Origin of the sequence: Geodermatophilus sp. DF01-2, from assembly GCF_004571065.1 — a bacterium.
Taxonomy (GTDB): domain Bacteria; phylum Actinomycetota; class Actinomycetes; order Mycobacteriales; family Geodermatophilaceae; genus Geodermatophilus.
Window position 1 is genome coordinate 95,639 of record NZ_SPQN01000005.1, and the last position, 15,329, is coordinate 110,967.

At 77.1% G+C, this 15,329-nt stretch carries 13 protein-coding genes and 1 pseudogene; 9 read left to right on the plus strand and 5 right to left on the minus strand.

Annotation, left to right across the window (positions count from 1 at the left end; genetic code table 11):
• Positions 1-17: 17 nt before the first annotated feature.
• The 4 genes from E4P41_RS03235 to E4P41_RS03250 are packed head-to-tail and all read right to left on the minus strand — an operon-like array spanning position 18 to position 4,655.
• Positions 18-1,211 carry a cytochrome P450 gene (locus E4P41_RS03235; RefSeq protein WP_135139435.1) on the minus strand — a complete coding sequence of 398 codons (1,194 nt, stop codon included), beginning with the start codon at positions 1,209-1,211 and terminating at the stop codon, positions 18-20.
• Entirely contained in the window at positions 1,208-2,554 is a 1,347-nt protein-coding gene (locus E4P41_RS03240) for a condensation domain-containing protein (RefSeq protein ID WP_135139436.1), read from the minus strand. Before E4P41_RS03240 ends, E4P41_RS03235 begins: the two co-directional genes overlap by 4 nt.
• Positions 2,548-3,042, minus strand: a complete 495-nt coding sequence (locus E4P41_RS03245) for a PaaI family thioesterase (RefSeq protein ID WP_167760897.1) — start codon at positions 3,040-3,042, stop codon at positions 2,548-2,550. The genes E4P41_RS03240 and E4P41_RS03245 overlap by 7 nt, the downstream gene beginning before the upstream one ends.
• A 23-nt stretch (positions 3,043-3,065) precedes the next feature.
• Positions 3,066-4,655, minus strand: a complete 1,590-nt coding sequence (locus E4P41_RS03250) for a fatty acid--CoA ligase family protein (RefSeq protein WP_167760898.1) — start codon at positions 4,653-4,655, stop codon at positions 3,066-3,068.
• Between the two features lie 153 nt (positions 4,656-4,808).
• Here E4P41_RS03250 and E4P41_RS03255 point away from each other — a divergent pair, with 153 nt between their 5' ends.
• From E4P41_RS03255 to shc, 9 genes are all read left to right on the plus strand, one after another.
• The gene (locus tag E4P41_RS03255) at positions 4,809-5,408 is read left to right on the plus strand and encodes a hypothetical protein (protein WP_135139439.1); all 600 of its coding nucleotides are present in this window, start codon (positions 4,809-4,811) and stop codon (positions 5,406-5,408) included.
• Between the two features lie 62 nt (positions 5,409-5,470).
• On the plus strand, positions 5,471-6,691 hold the full coding sequence (locus tag E4P41_RS03260) for a 4-hydroxybenzoate 3-monooxygenase (protein ID WP_135139440.1): 1,221 nt from the start codon (positions 5,471-5,473) through the stop codon (positions 6,689-6,691).
• Positions 6,688-7,359, plus strand: a complete 672-nt coding sequence (locus tag E4P41_RS03265) for a class I SAM-dependent methyltransferase (protein ID WP_135139441.1) — start codon at positions 6,688-6,690, stop codon at positions 7,357-7,359. The genes E4P41_RS03260 and E4P41_RS03265 overlap by 4 nt, the downstream gene beginning before the upstream one ends.
• Positions 7,356-8,174: a 4'-phosphopantetheinyl transferase superfamily protein gene (locus E4P41_RS03270; RefSeq protein ID WP_135139442.1), complete on the plus strand. Its 819-nt coding sequence runs from the start codon at positions 7,356-7,358 to the stop codon at positions 8,172-8,174. The genes E4P41_RS03265 and E4P41_RS03270 overlap by 4 nt, the downstream gene beginning before the upstream one ends.
• Positions 8,171-8,911, plus strand: coding sequence for an SDR family NAD(P)-dependent oxidoreductase (locus E4P41_RS03275; protein ID WP_245177073.1), 741 nt, complete (start codon positions 8,171-8,173; stop codon positions 8,909-8,911). The genes E4P41_RS03270 and E4P41_RS03275 overlap by 4 nt, the downstream gene beginning before the upstream one ends.
• A 103-nt stretch (positions 8,912-9,014) precedes the next feature.
• Complete coding sequence (hpnC, locus tag E4P41_RS22560) at positions 9,015-10,874, plus strand: squalene synthase HpnC (protein WP_209307514.1); 1,860 nt, start codon at positions 9,015-9,017, stop codon at positions 10,872-10,874.
• Positions 10,871-12,220: a hydroxysqualene dehydroxylase HpnE gene (gene hpnE / locus E4P41_RS03285; protein ID WP_135139445.1), complete on the plus strand. Its 1,350-nt coding sequence runs from the start codon at positions 10,871-10,873 to the stop codon at positions 12,218-12,220. Before hpnC ends, hpnE begins: the two co-directional genes overlap by 4 nt.
• On the plus strand, positions 12,217-13,230 hold the full coding sequence (locus E4P41_RS03290) for a polyprenyl synthetase family protein (RefSeq protein ID WP_135139446.1): 1,014 nt from the start codon (positions 12,217-12,219) through the stop codon (positions 13,228-13,230). Before hpnE ends, E4P41_RS03290 begins: the two co-directional genes overlap by 4 nt.
• Before the next feature lies 1 nt (position 13,231).
• The gene (gene shc, locus E4P41_RS03295) at positions 13,232-15,136 is read left to right on the plus strand and encodes a squalene--hopene cyclase (protein ID WP_135139447.1); all 1,905 of its coding nucleotides are present in this window, start codon (positions 13,232-13,234) and stop codon (positions 15,134-15,136) included.
• Here shc and E4P41_RS22980 read toward each other — a convergent pair.
• Positions 15,087-15,329 (minus strand): annotated as a pseudogene (locus E4P41_RS22980) (hypothetical protein); the annotation flags it as partial. The gene shc and the pseudogene E4P41_RS22980 overlap by 50 nt on opposite strands.

Here is a 15,329-nt window from a genome sequence, read left to right on the forward strand (position 1 = left end):
CGGGTGGCACGGGCGGGTCAGTGCAGGTGCACGAGCAGCCGGCGCGGGCTGCGGAGCACCTCGCCCTCCGGCGGTGGCGAACCGGCGGCCAGCCGGATCTCCGGAAAACGGGCGAGGAGGGCCTGGAGGCAGCCGGCGACCTCGGCCCGGGCCAGCCGCCACCCCAGACAGCGGTGGGCCCCTGAGCCGAACGCCAGGTGCCCCGGCGGGCCCACGGGCCGGGTGAGGTCGAAGCGGTCCGGGGCGGGGAAGACCCGCTCGTCCCGGTTGGCCGACCCGAGGTGGACCAGCACGGTGGCACCTGCCGGGATCGGTGTGCCGGCGACCTGCGTGGCGCGCTCGGCCCGGCGTGAAGTCACCTGGACCGGAGCCTCCCAGCGCAGCGACTCGTCGACCGCCGCGCCGGCGAGTGCGGAATCCGCCCGCACCGCCTCCTGCACGACGGGGTCGGACAGCACCGCGTACAGGCAGGTGGCGATGGCGGGGACCGCCGTCTCCGTGCCGGCCCAGGTCAGCAGCAGCAGGGACGCGACCACCTCGGCCTCGTCCAGGGGGCGGCCGTCGACCTCTGCCCGGGCCAAGGCGGCGACCAGGCCGTCCCGGGCCCCGGCCCCGCGCACCAGGTCGGTGTAGCTCCGACGCAGCCCCCGGGCCGCCCGCAGGGCTCCGCGGGGATCGGTGAGGAAGCCGGCGGCGGCCGACGCCAGCGCGGCGACGGCTCGCCACTCCTCCTCGGGCAGGCCCAGCAGCCGGACGAGGACCCGGGCCGGCACGTTCCCCGCGAGCAGCGGCACGAGGTCGACCGGCCCCTCGGCGGCCGCCGCGAGGGCGGCGACCCGCTCGGCGACGACCGCCTGCACCACGTCGGCCACCCCGGGCGCACCCGGTGAGAGGTGCCCGGCCACCACGCGCCGCAGGGCCCGCCGCGCCCGCGGGGCCAGCGTGAGCATCGACCGGCCGAGGACGGCGCCGTAGCGCTCCTCGACCACGCCGAGGGAGAACCCGGCGTCGTCGGCCAGGACGGCCACCGCGTCCCCGTAGCGGTAGACGAGCCACACCGGCTCCGCGCCGGGGACGGCGGCGATCGGCTCCACCGGGGTGCGCGCCCGCCGGGCGGCCAGCCAGGCGGAGCGCTGCTCTGCGTCCACGCCGTCGTGCAGCTGCAGCGGGAACCAGTCGCTGGGCCGCGGCCCGGCCTCGGCGGCGGTCACCGCGGGCCTCCCGCGAGCCGGCCCAGCGGCCGCCGCGGATCGGTGAGGCCCTGGCTCAGCACGGCCTCCCACGAGTCCACCGCCCGAGCAACGTCCCCGCGGCTCCACAGCCCGGGGTCGAAGAGGACGGCGACGTCGTGCCTCCGCCCTCGTCTCTCGACGGTGACGTCGAGGTCGATCGGCACGGCCCACGGGTGGGGCTCGTCGACGTCGGACGCCGGGAAGGTGGGCAGCACCCGGCCGACGAGCCCGTCGAGGACGAGGTCGGAGGGGGAGAAGTACTGCACCAGCGTGGCCGGCCGCCGGCCGCGCAGCAGCGCCACCGCCAGCCGCGGTGCAGTCTGCAGCAGCTGGAGGAAGGGGACGTCGCGGTGGGCCATGGCCGCCAGCACCGTGGTCCGGACCGCCCCGATCGCGTCGCCGAGCGGCCGGGTGCGGTCCAGCCGCAGCCGCAGCGGCAGCGGCTCGGCCAGGAAGCCGATCGTGCGGCGCTCGCCGGCCGAGCGCCCGCCGTCGACGGTGAAGAGGGTGGCGTCGAGGTCGTCGGCGGACCGGCCGTCGTCCAGGAGCGCGCCCAGCGCGGCGAGCAGCACCATGTACGGCGAGGCGCGGTGCCGGTCGGTGAGCTCCAGCAGCGCCTCGGACGCCGCGTCGGACAGTGGTCGGGCCAGCAGACCGGTGGCCCCACCGGGGGTCCGGCCGGAGCCGGGGGCCGGGAGGCTCCCCCGCCGGGCGCCGGCCAGTTCGGCCTGCCACCAGGCGCTGAGCTCGCCGTCGCGCTCCGAGGGAGCGCAGCTGCGGGCCGCGACCAGCTCGGCGTACCGGGGCGGAGGCGGGGGCAGCGGCCGGCCGGAGCGCAGCGCCGAGTAGAGCTCCGCGGTCTCCTGCTGGAGGGCGTCGAGCGCGGCGGCGTCGCCGGCCCAGTGGTGCAGCCCCAGCAGCAGGACGCCGCCGGCGCCCGGCCGGGAGAGCCACACCCCGCGCAGCAGCGGCCCGGCCGCCAGGTCGTAGGGGGCCGTGGCGGCGGCCAGCACCGCACGTCGCGTCTCCTCGTCCCCCGCGCCGGGTGGCAGGGCGGCCACCGCGACGGTCACCGGGGAGGGGAGCCGCGGCTCCGGGACCACGCCGTCCCCGCCGGGTCGGGGGAGGGTCCGCACGGCGTCGTGCCGCTCGACGACCGCGGTCAGCACCCGGCCCAGCAGGTCCAGGTCGGGCTGCTCGTCGAAGACGAACGCCCGGCGGACCCCGCAGCGGGGGTCGAGCACCGTCCCCGGGCGCATCCGCTCGGCCAGCGAGAGCACCTGCTGCGGCCAGGACAGCCCCGGTCCACCGGGGGTCAGCACGCGGCGCCCGCCAGCCCGGTGCCGGGAACCCCTGCCCGGGGGAGCATCCGCGTGGTGATCGCGGCCCGCCCCACGGTCCGCCCTCCGTCGTCGGTGACCACGCACTCCGTCCGCGCCGTCCGCCGCCCGACCTCGGCCACCCGGGCCTCGGCGCGGACCCGCGTCCCGGACGGCTGGGCGCGGAAGTCGATCTCAGCCCGCACGGTGACCAGGCCGTAGCGGGTGACGTCGACCGCGCCGCTGGTGGCCACGGCCACGTTCGCCGCGACGTCCACGAGGGTGGCGAGCACGCCGCCGTGCAGCGGCCCGGCCAGGCTGCGGCTGCGCTCGGTCAGCGGCAGCTCGACGACGACCGGCCGCAGCCCGGTCAGCTCCAGCCCGAGGTGGTCGTGCAGCGGCAGCCGGAGCCCGGCCTGCAGCACCTCGAGCGGCACGTCCTCCAGCGTTCCGCGGCCCAGGCGCGCCGCCACCTGCGGGTCGCCGGCCACGGGGGGCCGATCGTCGCCACCGCTCACTGCGGCAGCTCCGTGCGGGCGAGCTTGCCGTTCGGCGTCCTCGGGAGCGCGGCCAGCTGCACCACGCGAGTGGGGATCTTGTAGCCGCTGAGCCGGTCGGCGAGGGCACGCACCAGGTCGGCCCGGGTCACCGGCCGGTCGGCGACGACGTAGGCGCACACCTCCGTCCGGCCCGGGCCCAGGGGGACGCCGATCACGGCGCAGTCGGTCAGCCCCAGTGCCTCCCGGCAGGCGGTCTCCACCTCCCGCGGGTCGACCTTGGTGCCGCCCACGTTGAGCTGGTCGTCCAGGCGGCCGCGCAGGAACAGGTGGCCGTCGGCGCGGACCTCGGCCAGGTCGCCGGTGCGGAACCAGCCGTCGCGGAACCGCTGTGCAGTCAGCTCCGGATCGCCGGCGTAGCCGTTCGCCAGCGCCGGCGACCGGATGAACAGTTCCCCGACGCCGGTCTCGACGAGCACTCCGTCGTCCCCCCGGACCCGGACCTCGACGCCGGACAGGGGACGGCCGACCGACCCGGGCACCCCCGCGACGTTGTCGCTGACGTGGCCGGTCTCGCTCGTGCCGTAGCCGTCGGTCAGCGCCACCCCCGTCCGCTCCTGCCACTGGCGGGCCAGCGCAGCGGGCAGCGGCTCGCCGCTCACCACGGCCAGGCGCAGGGCCGGCAGTGCGGCACCGCCCGCGAGCAGGAAGCGGTAGGCCGTGCCCACACCCATGGTCACCGTGACCGCATGCTGTCCGGCGGTGGCCGAGAGGCCGGCAGGGGTCAGCGGCAGCGAGGGCAGCACGACGGTGGCGCCGCCCAGCAGCCCGGTCATCAGGCCGCCCCCCAGGCCGAAGCCCCAGTGCAGCGGCGCGGTGACCAGGTAACGGTCGCCGGGGCGGATGCCGAGGCCCTCGGCCTGGCGCCGACGGATGACCACCATCCCGTCGTCGGGGGAGAGCACGACCTTGGGCCGACCGGTGGACCCGGAGGTGGTCACCCCGTGCACCGCATCCGCTCCGAGGACTCCGCTGCCGGCTTCGAACTCGCCGGCGAAGAGCTGCCAGGCCCGCTGCTCCTCCGCGGCGGTGGCCCCCGGATCCACCAGGAGCGTCGGGGCCCGCCGGGCCAGGTGCTCCAGCACGTTGCGGGCACCGGCGACGGTGGTGGCCACGCGCAGCCGTCGGAGCTCCCCGGCACCTCGGTCGGCGGTCACCGCACCTGTCACCAACTTGACAACTTCGGCGTAGCTGAGGACCCCGTCCGGTCCCACGACCGCCGGTCGTTCCGGGTCGGGCTCGGCCGCCGCGGCCAGCAGCCCGGGCAGGTCGGCCGGACCGGTCGGCACGTCCGGGCCCACCACCAGCGTCCGGAGCCCGGCCAGGGTGGGGTCGGCGTAGAAGGCCTCGACGGGAACGTGCACCCCCAGCCGTGCGGCGACCCGCTCGAGCAGGACCTCGACGAGGAGCGAGGAGCCTCCCTGCGCGAAGAACCCCTCCCGGTCGTCGACCCGCTCGGCGCCCAGCACGTCGGCGTAGATCTGACACAGGTCTGCAACATTGCCGGCCGCTGTGCCCTGCGGCGGCTCTCCAGGGAACGGACTCACCTCGCGACTCCTCCCGACACCTGCGACGGTCTGTGACATGGCGCACCCCGGAGCTCACGGGGGGCACACCGTAACCACGAGCCGGAGCCGGTCGCACCCGAGCCGACGGGGTGCACCGGCCGCCGTCCAGCACACCCGAGGAGAGGACCAGCGGTGACCACGAACCGAGCTCAGATCAACTACCGGGCGATCCGCAACATGGGGCTGGCCGCCTGGTGGGGCAGCTCCCTGATGGGGCTGGGATCCCTGCTCCGCGGCGTCGGCGGCGCCATCGACGACCCCGTCGAGCGCGCCCGCGTCGTGGACGCCGGGTGGAAGGCCTCGCGGGGCCTGATCGCCGGCTCGGTGACCGCCTACGTGGTGGGCACCGGGATGGTCCGCTACGACGGCAAGCCACTGCAGAACGGCGTGCCGCGGTGGCTGACCGACGGGCCGGAGAGCCCGCTCCGGGCCTTCCTGACCGCCACCGCGCTCGGTGCGGCCGTGGCCGCGCGGACGGTGCGGGAGAAGGGCGACCGCATGCTGCAGCAGGGGGGACAGACGTCGGGCACCGCGGGCCAGGTGACCGCCGGTGGGCAGGCCGGTACGTCGACGCAGGTCTCCCCGCAGACCCTGGAGCAGGCCCAGCGCATGGACCGGATCGGCCACGCGCTGCACGTGGCCGTCCCCGCCGCCACCGGCTGGCTCATGTACTCCCACCTCAAGCAGGACATGCGGGAGACCTCCGGTGTCCGGTCCGTGTTCCGCCGCTGACCGCGCGTGCTGAGGCGGAACCGGGCAGCCGTCCGTGCGGCTCCGGTGACGGAGCGGTCGCGATGACGATTCCCTCGCGGACCCGCGTCGCGATCGTCGGGGCCGGCCCGGCGGGTCTGGTGCTCTCCTGCCTGCTGCACCGTGCGGGCATCGACACCGTCGTCCTGGAGGCCCGCAGCCGCGCGCACGTGGCGGCGCGGGTGCGGGCCGGGGTGCTCGAGCAGGGCACCGTCGACGTGCTCACCGAGCTGGGAGCCGGTGCCCGGCTCGCGCGGGAGGCGATGCGCCACGACGGCTTCGAGCTGCGGGTCGACGGGGAGCGCCACCGGGTGCCCGTGCGCGCGCTGACCGGCCGTCCGCTGACCTTCTACGGCCAGCAGGAGGTGGTGAAGGACCTGATCGAGCTGCGGCAGGCCACCGGAGCGCCGCTGGTCTTCGAGGCGCCGGTGGAGGAGATCGCCGACCCCACGGGGGAGCCCGTGGTCCGGTACCGACACGCCGGGGGAACGGGAGAGTTGCGGTGCGAGGTCGTGGTGGCCTGCGACGGCTTCCACGGCGTCGGCCGGTCGACCGTGCCGGCCGGGGTGCTCTCCACCGTGGAGCGCCGCTTCCCCCTGGCGTGGCTCGGCGTGCTCGCCGCGGTCGCGCCGTCCTCCGACGTCGCCGTCTACGCCGCACACCAGGACGGGTTCGCCATGCTCAGCATGCGATCCCCCCGGCTGACCCGGCTCTACGTCCAGTGCCGGCCCGACGACCGGGTCGAGGACTGGCCGGACGGCCGGATCTGGGCGGCGCTGCACCGGCGGCTGGCCACGGACGGCTGGGCGCTGCAGGAGGGCCCGATCGTGGAGCGGTCGGTGACCCCGCTGCGGGCCTTCGTGGCCGCACCCATGCAGTTCGGGAACCTGTACCTCGCCGGGGACGCCGCCCACATCGTCCCCCCGCCGGGGGCCAAGGGGCTCAACCTCGCCGTCCGCGACGTGGTGGTGCTCGCCGAGCGGCTGACCGCGGCCCTCACCGGCAGGGACCCCGCGGCAGTCGACGACTACACCGACACCTGCCTGCGGCACGTGTGGCGCGCGCAGCAGTTCGCCTGCTGGCTGACCCGGCTGCTGCACGTGCCGCCGAACGCCGACCCGTTCGACCGGAGCCTGCAGCGGGCCGAGCTGCGGGCCCTGCTCTCCTCGCACCGAGCGGTGCAGCTGCTCGCCGAGCAGCACGCCGGATGTCCCCCCGACCGCGCCGGCGGAGCCGTCCGGACGGAGGGGGCGCCGGCCGCATGACCGGGCCCCCCTCCATCCCCACCCGCGTGCCCCCGACTCCCGAGGTGATCGACTACGCGGTCGGGCACAGCCTGCCTCCGGACCCGGTCCAGCGGGAGCTGGTGACGCTGACCCGGGAGGCCTATCCCCAGCACGCCCGCATGCAGATCGCCGCGGAGCAGGGCCCGCTGCTCACCGTCCTGACCCGCTTGACCGGGGGGCGCCGCGCGGTCGAGGTGGGCACCTTCACCGGGTACTCCTCGGTGTCGATCGCCCGCGGCCTGGCCCCGGGCGGTCGGCTGCTCTGCTGCGACATCAGCGAGCCCGCGACCGCGTTCGCCCGCCGGGCGTGGCGGGACGCCGGGCTCGCCGACCGCATCGAGCTGCGCCTCGGCCCCGCCATCGGCACCCTGCGCGCCGAACCGCGGGAGGAGCAGTACGACTTCTCGTTCGTCGACGCCGACAAGGGCAGCTATCCGGACTACTACGAGGAGCTCCTGGCCCGGACCCGGCCCGGCGGGCTGCTCGTGTTCGACAACACCCTCTTCGGCGGCGAGGTCCTGGCGCCCGACGCTCGGGGCGACGCGGCCAGGATGCGGGCCTTCAACGCCACCCTCGCCGGCGACGAGCGGGTGGAGGTCGCCCTCCTGCCCATCGCCGACGGGCTGACCCTGGTGCACAAGAGATGAGCGACGTGCGACCCGCGCGCCCACCCCTGGCGCCGGCTCCCGGCCGCGTCCGCGTGTACTGGGCCCGGACCGAGCGCGCGGTGCCCGGCCTGGAGGCCCTCCTCGCGCCCGACGAGCTGCGCCGTGCCGACGGCTTCCACCGGCCGGCCGACCGGCGCCGCCAGGTGGTCGGCGCCGCGCTGCTGCGGGTCGTCGCAGCGGCGTTCCTGGGCCGTCATCCGGCGTCCGTCCCGATCCGCCGGCGCTGTGACCGTTGCGGCGGTCCGCACGGCAGGCCGCGGGTCGCCGGGTCCCCCTGGCTGCAGCTGTCGCTGGCCCACGCCGGGAACTGGGCGGTCGTGGCCGCCGCAGCGGACACGGCGGTGGGCGTGGACGTCGAGCGGCTGCCGGCCGGTGTGCCGCCGGCCGAGGTGCTCGCCGTCGCCACCGGGCCGGGGGAGGACGCCTGGCGCGCCGAGCCCGTCGACGGGGACGGGGCCGACCTGGAGGAGCGGGCGCTCACCGTGTGGACCCGCAAGGAGGCGGTGCTCAAGGCGGTCGGCGTCGGCCTGGCGGCCCGGCCCGCCTCCCTGCGCCTGAGCGGCCCCGGAGCGCCACCGCGGCTGCTGTCCTGGCCGCACGACATGGGGATGCCGGCGGGCGTGACGCTGCACGACCTCTCCGCGCCGCTCGGCCACGCGGCTGCCCTCGCCGTCCTCGGCCCGGTCCGGTCGGTGGTCGAGAGCGACGCGGAGACGATGCTGCGCGACGCGGGGAGCCGGCCGGAGGAGCAGGTGCCCGAGCCGGCCCGTGCCGGGGCCCGGGTGCCGTGGTGATCGCCGGCAGCGCTGCCCTCGTGACCGGGGCGTCCAGCGGCATCGGCCGGGCGGTGGCGGTCGAGCTGGCGCGGCGCGGGGCGGGCCGTCTCCTCCTCGGCGGCCGGGACCGGGATGCGCTGGCCGAGGTGGCGGCGCGCACCGGGGGGGAACCGGTTCCGGCCGACCTCACCTCGTCCGACGGACTCGCGGCGACGGCGGCCGCCGCCCGGTCCGTCGACCTGGTGGTGCACGCCGCCGGTGCCGGGTGGGCCGGGGACACGGCCGGGATGCCGGTCGAGCGGTTGGAGGCGATGCTGGCGCTCAACCTGGGCGCACCGGTGGAGCTGACCCGCCGGCTCCTGCCCTCGATGCTGGCGCGGGGGTCGGGGCACCTGGTCTTCGTGGCCTCGATCGCCGGTGCCGTCCCGGTGCCGGGAGAGGTGGTCTACAGCGCCACCAAGGGCGGCCTCATCGCCTTCGCCGACGCGCTGCGGATGGAAGTCGGCCGCAGGGGAGTGGGGGTCTCGGTCGTCCTGCCCGGAGCGGTGGACACTCCGTTCTTCGCCCGCCGGGGACGGCGGTACGACCGGTCGTGGCCGCGGATGCGCGGGCCCGAGGAGGTCGCCCGGAGCATTGTCCGTGCGGCCGAGCACGGTGCGGCCGAGCTGGTCACCCCGCGGTGGCTCCGGCTGCCGGCGCGCCTGCACGGTGGCGCGCCGGCCCTGTACCGAGGACTGGCCCGGTGGCTGGCGTGACCGGCTCGGGGCGGCGCGGCACCGGCCGCGAGCCGTACGCGGCCACGAGGAATCCGCAACGGTGAGGCAGACAGGCCCGCGGGCCCAGGAGGGACAGGGAACGGTGAGAACCGAGCAGGACCAGGACCGGCAGGGGACCGGGGGAGCGGCCGCACCGGCCGATGCCCCGGCGCGTGCGGCCTCCGACGTCCCGACCGGCACGTCCCGTGCCGTGCCGTCCCCGGACGACCAGGCGGTGCTCGACCGCTTCGACGGCCGGGTGGCCGGTCGGGAGGGAACCGAGAACGTCCCCGTCGCGCCCTGGTTCGTCCGGCCGGACCGGCGCCGGCACCTGCGTGCCCTCTACCGCTTCGCCCGGTTCGTGGACGACGTGGGGGACGAGCCGGACGCCGGCGTCCGCGACGACGGGGGCCGACGCACCGAGCTCCTGCGCCTCGTCGACCGGGACCTGGACCGACTGGCGACCGGCCGGGCGCAGCTGCCCGCCGTGGCCGGCCTGCGGACCGCCGTCAGCGCCTGCACCCTGCCTCCCGACCCGCTGCACGCGCTGGTCCGGGCGAACCTCCAGGACCAGGTGGTCTCCCGGTACGCCACGTTCGAGGAGCTGGTCGGCTACTGCCGGCTCTCGGCGCAGTCCGTCGGCGAGCTGGTGCTGCACGTCTACGGCGCCGCGACCCCCGAGCGGCTGCGGCTGGCCGCCGACGTCTGCACGGCCCTGCAGCTGGTCGAGCACTGCCAGGACGTGGCCGAGGATCTCCGCCGTGGCCGCGTCTACCTGCCCGCGGAGGACCTCGTCCGCTTCGGGGTGACCGAGGCCGACCTCGCTGCCGACTCCGCCGGCGCGGGCGTGCGGCGGCTGATCGCCTTCGAGGTCGACCGCGCCGAGGCCCTCCTGGACGCCGGGGCCGCCCTCGTCGGCACGCTGCGCGGCGAGGCGCGGCTGCTCGTCGCCGGGTTCGTCGGTGGCGGCCGGGCGGCGATCGGGGCCATCCGGGCCGCCGGCCACGACGTGCTCGCCGGAGCTCCCCGCCCGTCCCGCCGGCAGATCGCGACCGAGGCCGTGCGGGCCCTGCTCGACCCCCGGCCCGGTGCCGGCCGCCGGCGGCGGGTCGCGGCCGCCTACGGCGAGTGCGAGCGGATCACCCGCGAGCAGGCGCGCAACTTCTCCTACGGCATCCGCCTGCTCCCGCCCGGGAAGCGACGGGCGCTGTCGGCCGTGTACGCCTTCGCCCGGCGGGTCGACGACATCGGCGACGATCCCGTCCTCCCCACCGAGGAGAAGGCCCGCCTGCTCGGCGCCGTCCGGGCCCAGCTCGGGGCGCTGGACGACCACCGCGACGACCCGGTCAGCGTGGCGCTGGCCGACGCCGCCGCCAGGTTGCCGATCCCCCTCGCCGCCTTCGCGGACCTCGTCGACGGGGTGGAGATGGACGTCCGCGGCACGACCTACCGGACCCCGGAGGACCTGGTCCGGTACTGCGAGCGCGTGGCCGGCTCCATCGGGCGGCTCTCGCTCGGCGTCTTCGGCACCGCCGACCCGGACGGGTCCACCCGTCTCGCGAACGCGCTGGGCGTCGCGCTGCAGCTGACGAACATCCTGCGCGACGTCCGCGAGGACCTGGAGAACGGCCGGGTCTACCTGCCCCAGCAGGACCTCGCCGAGCACGGCATCACCCTCGAGGCCGGGAAGCCCTCCTCGCTGGACGCCGCCGCCGACCGGCTGCCCGACCTGGTGCGATCCGAGGCGGTGTGGGCCCGAGGCTGGTACGAGATCGGCCTGCGGCTCGTTCCGCGGCTGGATCGCCGCAGCGCCGCCTGCTGCCTGGCCATGGCCGGCATCTACTCCCGGCTGCTCGACCGGATCGCCGCCGAGCCCGGCCGGGTGCTCGAGGGCCGGGTCGCCCTGCCGGGGCGCGAGAAGCTGCTCGTGGCGGTGCAGGCCCTGGTCCGGGGGGCGCGGTGAGCCGGTCGCAGGTCGTCGTCGTCGGCGGTGGGCTGGCCGGGCTGGCTGCCGGCCTCGAGGCCGCCGACTCCGGCGCGCGGGTGATCCTCCTGGAACGCCGGCCGCGGCTGGGTGGGGCCACCTCCTCCTTCCGGCGGGGCGAGCTGGAGGTGGACAACGGCCAGCACGTCTTCCTGCGCTGCTGCACGGCCTACCGCACCTTCCTCCGCCGCCTCGGGGTCGAGGACCGCACCGTCCTGCAGGAGCGGTTGGACGTGCCGGTCGTCGCGGCCGGTGGAGGAGCCGGCCGCCTGCGCCGGAGTCGCCTGCCGGCCCCGCTGCACCTCGCCGGGGCGCTGGCCGGCTACCGGCTGCTGCCGCCGCTGGACCGGGCACGCGCCGTGCGTGCGGCGCTCGCGTTGCGCCGGGTGCGCCCCGACGACCCCGCGGCGGACGCCGTGAGCTTCGGGTCGTGGCTGACCGGACGAGGCCAGCGGCCGGTCGCGGTCGAGCGGCTGTGGGAGCTGCTCACCGTGGCCACGCTCAACGCCCGGGCCTCCGAGGCCTCGCTCGCCCTGGCCGCGACGGTCGTGCGACGCGGGTTGCTGACGGAGCCGGGTGCCGCCGACATCGGCTGGTCGGCCGTGCCCCTGTCCCGGCTCCACGCCGAGCCGGCCGCGGCCGAGCTGCGCCGGCTGGGCGCGCAGATCCGCTGCGGCGCCGTCGTGGAGGCCGTCCGCCCCGCCGCGGCCGGGTTCACCGTCGAGACCCGGTCCGGCCCGGTGCCCGCCGACGCGGTGGTCCTCGCCGTCCCGAACGACGCCGTCGGCGGGCTCCTGCCGGACGGCGCGCTGGCCGACCCGCAGGCGCCGGCGCGGCTGGGGACGGCGGCGATCCTCAACGTGCACGTCGTCTACGACCGCCCCGTGACCGCCCTGCCGTTCCTGGCCGCGGTCGACTCGCCCGTGCAGTGGGTGTTCGACCGCACCGGCAGCTCCGGGCTGCGCCGGGGGCAGTACCTCGCGATGTCGATCTCGGCGGCCGACGCCGACGTGGCCCAGCCGGTCGCGGCGCTGCGGGAGCGGTACCTGCCCGCGCTGTCCCGCCTGCTGCCCGCTGCCGCGTCGGCGCAGGTCGTGGACAGCTTCGTGACCCGCGAGCCGGCGGCCACCTTCCGGCAGTCCCCGGGGGCCGGCGCGCTACGTCCCGCTGCCCGGACCGCCGTCCCGCGGCTCGCCCTCGCCGGTGCGTGGACCCGGACCGACTGGCCGGCGACGATGGAGGGCGCCGTCCGCAGCGGCCGGCGCGCGGCCCAGGTCGTCCTGGCGGACCTGCGCCGACCGGCGCCCGCGGGAGCCGGTCGATGACCCTCGCGCTCCCGGCCGGCCTGCCGCAGGCCCGTGCCGCCATCGACGGTCCGCTGCGCGCGGCGGTCGCGCGGCTGGCCCCCTCGCTGCAGGCCGTGGCCGCCCACCACTTCGGGTGGCGGTGCGTCGACGGACGGCCGGCCGCGGAGACCGGCAAGGCGCTGCGGCCGGCCCTGGCGCTGCTGGCCGCCCGCGCGGCCGGAGCGCCGGAGTGTGCTGCCACCCGGGCCGCGGTCGCCGTCGAGCTCGTGCACAACTTCTCGCTGCTGCACGACGACCTCATGGACGGCGACCGCACCCGGCACCACCGGCCGACCGCCTGGGCCGCGTTCGGGCCGGCGCGCGCGGTCCTGGCCGGCGACGCGCTGCTCGCCCTCGCCGCCGAGCTCGCCCTGGAGCTCCCCGACGGCGCCGCCCTGGCCGTGGACCGGTGCCTGACCGAGGCGACCGCCGCCCTGATCGGCGGCCAGGCCGAGGACCTCGCCTTCGAGGACCGGACCGACGTCACGGTGGCCGAGTACCTGGCGATGGCCGGGCGCAAGACCGGTGCGCTCCTCGTGTGCGCCCTGCGCGCCGGTGCCCTCAGCGGTTCCGCCGGGATGGCCCTCGCCGAGTCGCTGGGCGCCTTCGGCGCCCACCTGGGTCTGGCCTTCCAGCTGACCGACGACCTGCTCGGGATCTGGGGCGATCCGGCGGTCACGGGCAAGCCGCCGATGTCGGACCTGCGGACCCGCAAGAAGAGCGGTCCGGTCGTCGCCGCACTCCGCAGCCGCACCCCCAGTGGCGACCGGCTGGCCGAGCTCCTCGGCCGCGGTCCGCTGACCGGCGACGGCGACCTCCGCCGGGCCGCGCTGCTCGTCGAGCGGGCGGGCGGACGGGAGTGGGCGGCGGCCGAGGCCGACCGCCGGCTGCACCTGGCCCTCGACCGGCTCTCCGCCGCGGCGGTCCCCGTCGACGTGCACGAGGAGCTCACCGACATCGCCTGCTTCGTCACCGCGCGGAGGCGCTGAGATGACCCGCATCCCCGCATCCGATGTCCCGACCCCTTCCACCGCTCCTGCTGCCGGGGCGGCGGAGGCGCTGGAGCGGGCCCGGAACTGGCTGCTCGACCGGCAGCACCCCGACGGCTGGTGGCAGGGCGAGCTCGAGAGCAACGTGACCATGGACGCCGAGGACCTCCTGCTCCGGGAGTTCCTCGGGGTGCGGACCGCGACGCAGACCCGGGAGTCCGCGGCCTGGATCCGGTCGCGCCAGCGCGACGACGGCAGCTGGGCCACCTATCCCGGCGGTCCCGGCGACCTGTCCACCAGCGTGGAGGCCTACGTCGCCCTGCGACTGGCCGGCGATCCTCCCGACAGCGACTCCCTGCGCCGGGCGCGGGAGTTCGTCCTCGCCTCCGGCGGGATCGAGAACGCCCGGGTGTTCACCCGCTTCTGGCTCGCGCTGTTCGGCCAGGAGCCCTGGTCGGAGCTGCCGGTGCTCCCCCCCGAGCTGGTGTTGCTGCCGCGGTGGGCTCCGCTGAACGTGTACGGCTTCGCCTGCTGGGCGCGGCAGACCATCGTCCCGCTGGCCGTCGTCGGCGCGCTGCGCCCGAGCCGGTCCCTCGGCTTCGACCTGGCCGAGCTGCGCGCCGGCCCGCGGCCCGCGGCGCCGGCCGCGTCCCGCACCGGGCGGGCCTTCCAGCGGCTGGACCGCCTGCTGCACCGCTACGAGCGGCATCCGCTGCGACCACTGCGCCGGCTGGCGCTGGCGCGGGCCGGGCGGTGGATCCTGGAGCGGCAGGAGGCCGACGGGTCCTGGGGCGGCATCCAGCCGCCGTGGGTGTACTCGCTGATCGCGCTGCACCTGCTCGGGCACCCGCTGGACTCCCCGCCGGTGCAGGCAGGACTGGGCCTGGAGCGCTTCACCGTGCGCGCGGGCGGCATGCGCCGCATCGAGGCCTGCCAGTCACCGGTCTGGGACACCGCACTGGCTGCCATCGCCCTCACCGACGCCGGCCTCCCCCCGGGCGCCCCGGCGCTGCGGCGGGCCACCGACTGGCTGCTCGGCGAGGAGGTGCGGATCCGCGGCGACTGGGCGGTGCGGCGGCCGCGGCTGGCGCCGGGCGGCTGGGCGTTCGAGTTCGACAACGACCTCTACCCCGACGTCGACGACACCGCCGAGGTCGTCGTCGCCCTGTCCCGGACGGCGGCCGGCTCGCCCGCGGCCCGCGCCGCCGTCGACCGGGGGACCGCCTGGCTGGTCGGGATGCAGAGCCGCGACGGCGGCTGGGGAGCCTTCGACGCGGACAACACCAGCCGGCTGTGCCGGCACCTGCCTTTCCTCGACTTCGGCGAGGTGACCGACCCACCGTCGGCCGACGTCACCGCACACGTCGTGGAGATGCTCGCCGTCACCGGCTCCGCGGACAGCACCGCCGCCCGCCGGGGCGTCGCGTGGCTGCTGGACGTCCAGGAACCGGACGGGTCCTGGTTCGGCCGCTGGGGCGTCAACCACGTCTACGGCACCGGGGCGGTGGTCCCCGCGCTGGTCGCTGCCGGGGTCGACCCGGGAGCTCCGCCGGTCCGACGCGCCGTCCGCTGGTTGGAGACCTCCCAGGCGGCCGACGGCGGCTGGGGGGAGGACCCGCGCTCCTACGCAGACCAGGCCTGGCGGGGTCGCGGCACGCCCACCGCGTCCCAGACGGCGTGGGCCCTGCTGGCGTTGCTGGCCGCCGGCGAGCGCGGCGGGGTCGTCGACCGCGGGGTGCGGTGGCTGGCCCGGACCCAGCGGCCGGACGGCTCCTGGGAGGAGCCGCAGGCCACCGGCACCGGCTTCCCCGGCGACTTCTACCTCACCTACCACCTGTACCGGCAGGTCTTCCCGCTCATGGCGCTGGGGCGGTACCTGCACCGGGAACCCGGCGGCGCCCGGTGAGCCCGCCCGCCGTGCTGGTGCTGGCCCCGCTGCGGCTCGAGGCCCGGGCGGTGCGGACCGGGCTGCGCAGGGCCAGCCCGGTCACCTCGTCCCAGGCGAGCTGGTGCAGCTGCCCGCGCCGGCCCAGCCGGCCCGGCTCCTGGACGGCGAGCCGGGAGAGCACCCAGTCGCCGGTGCGGGTCTGCTCCATGCC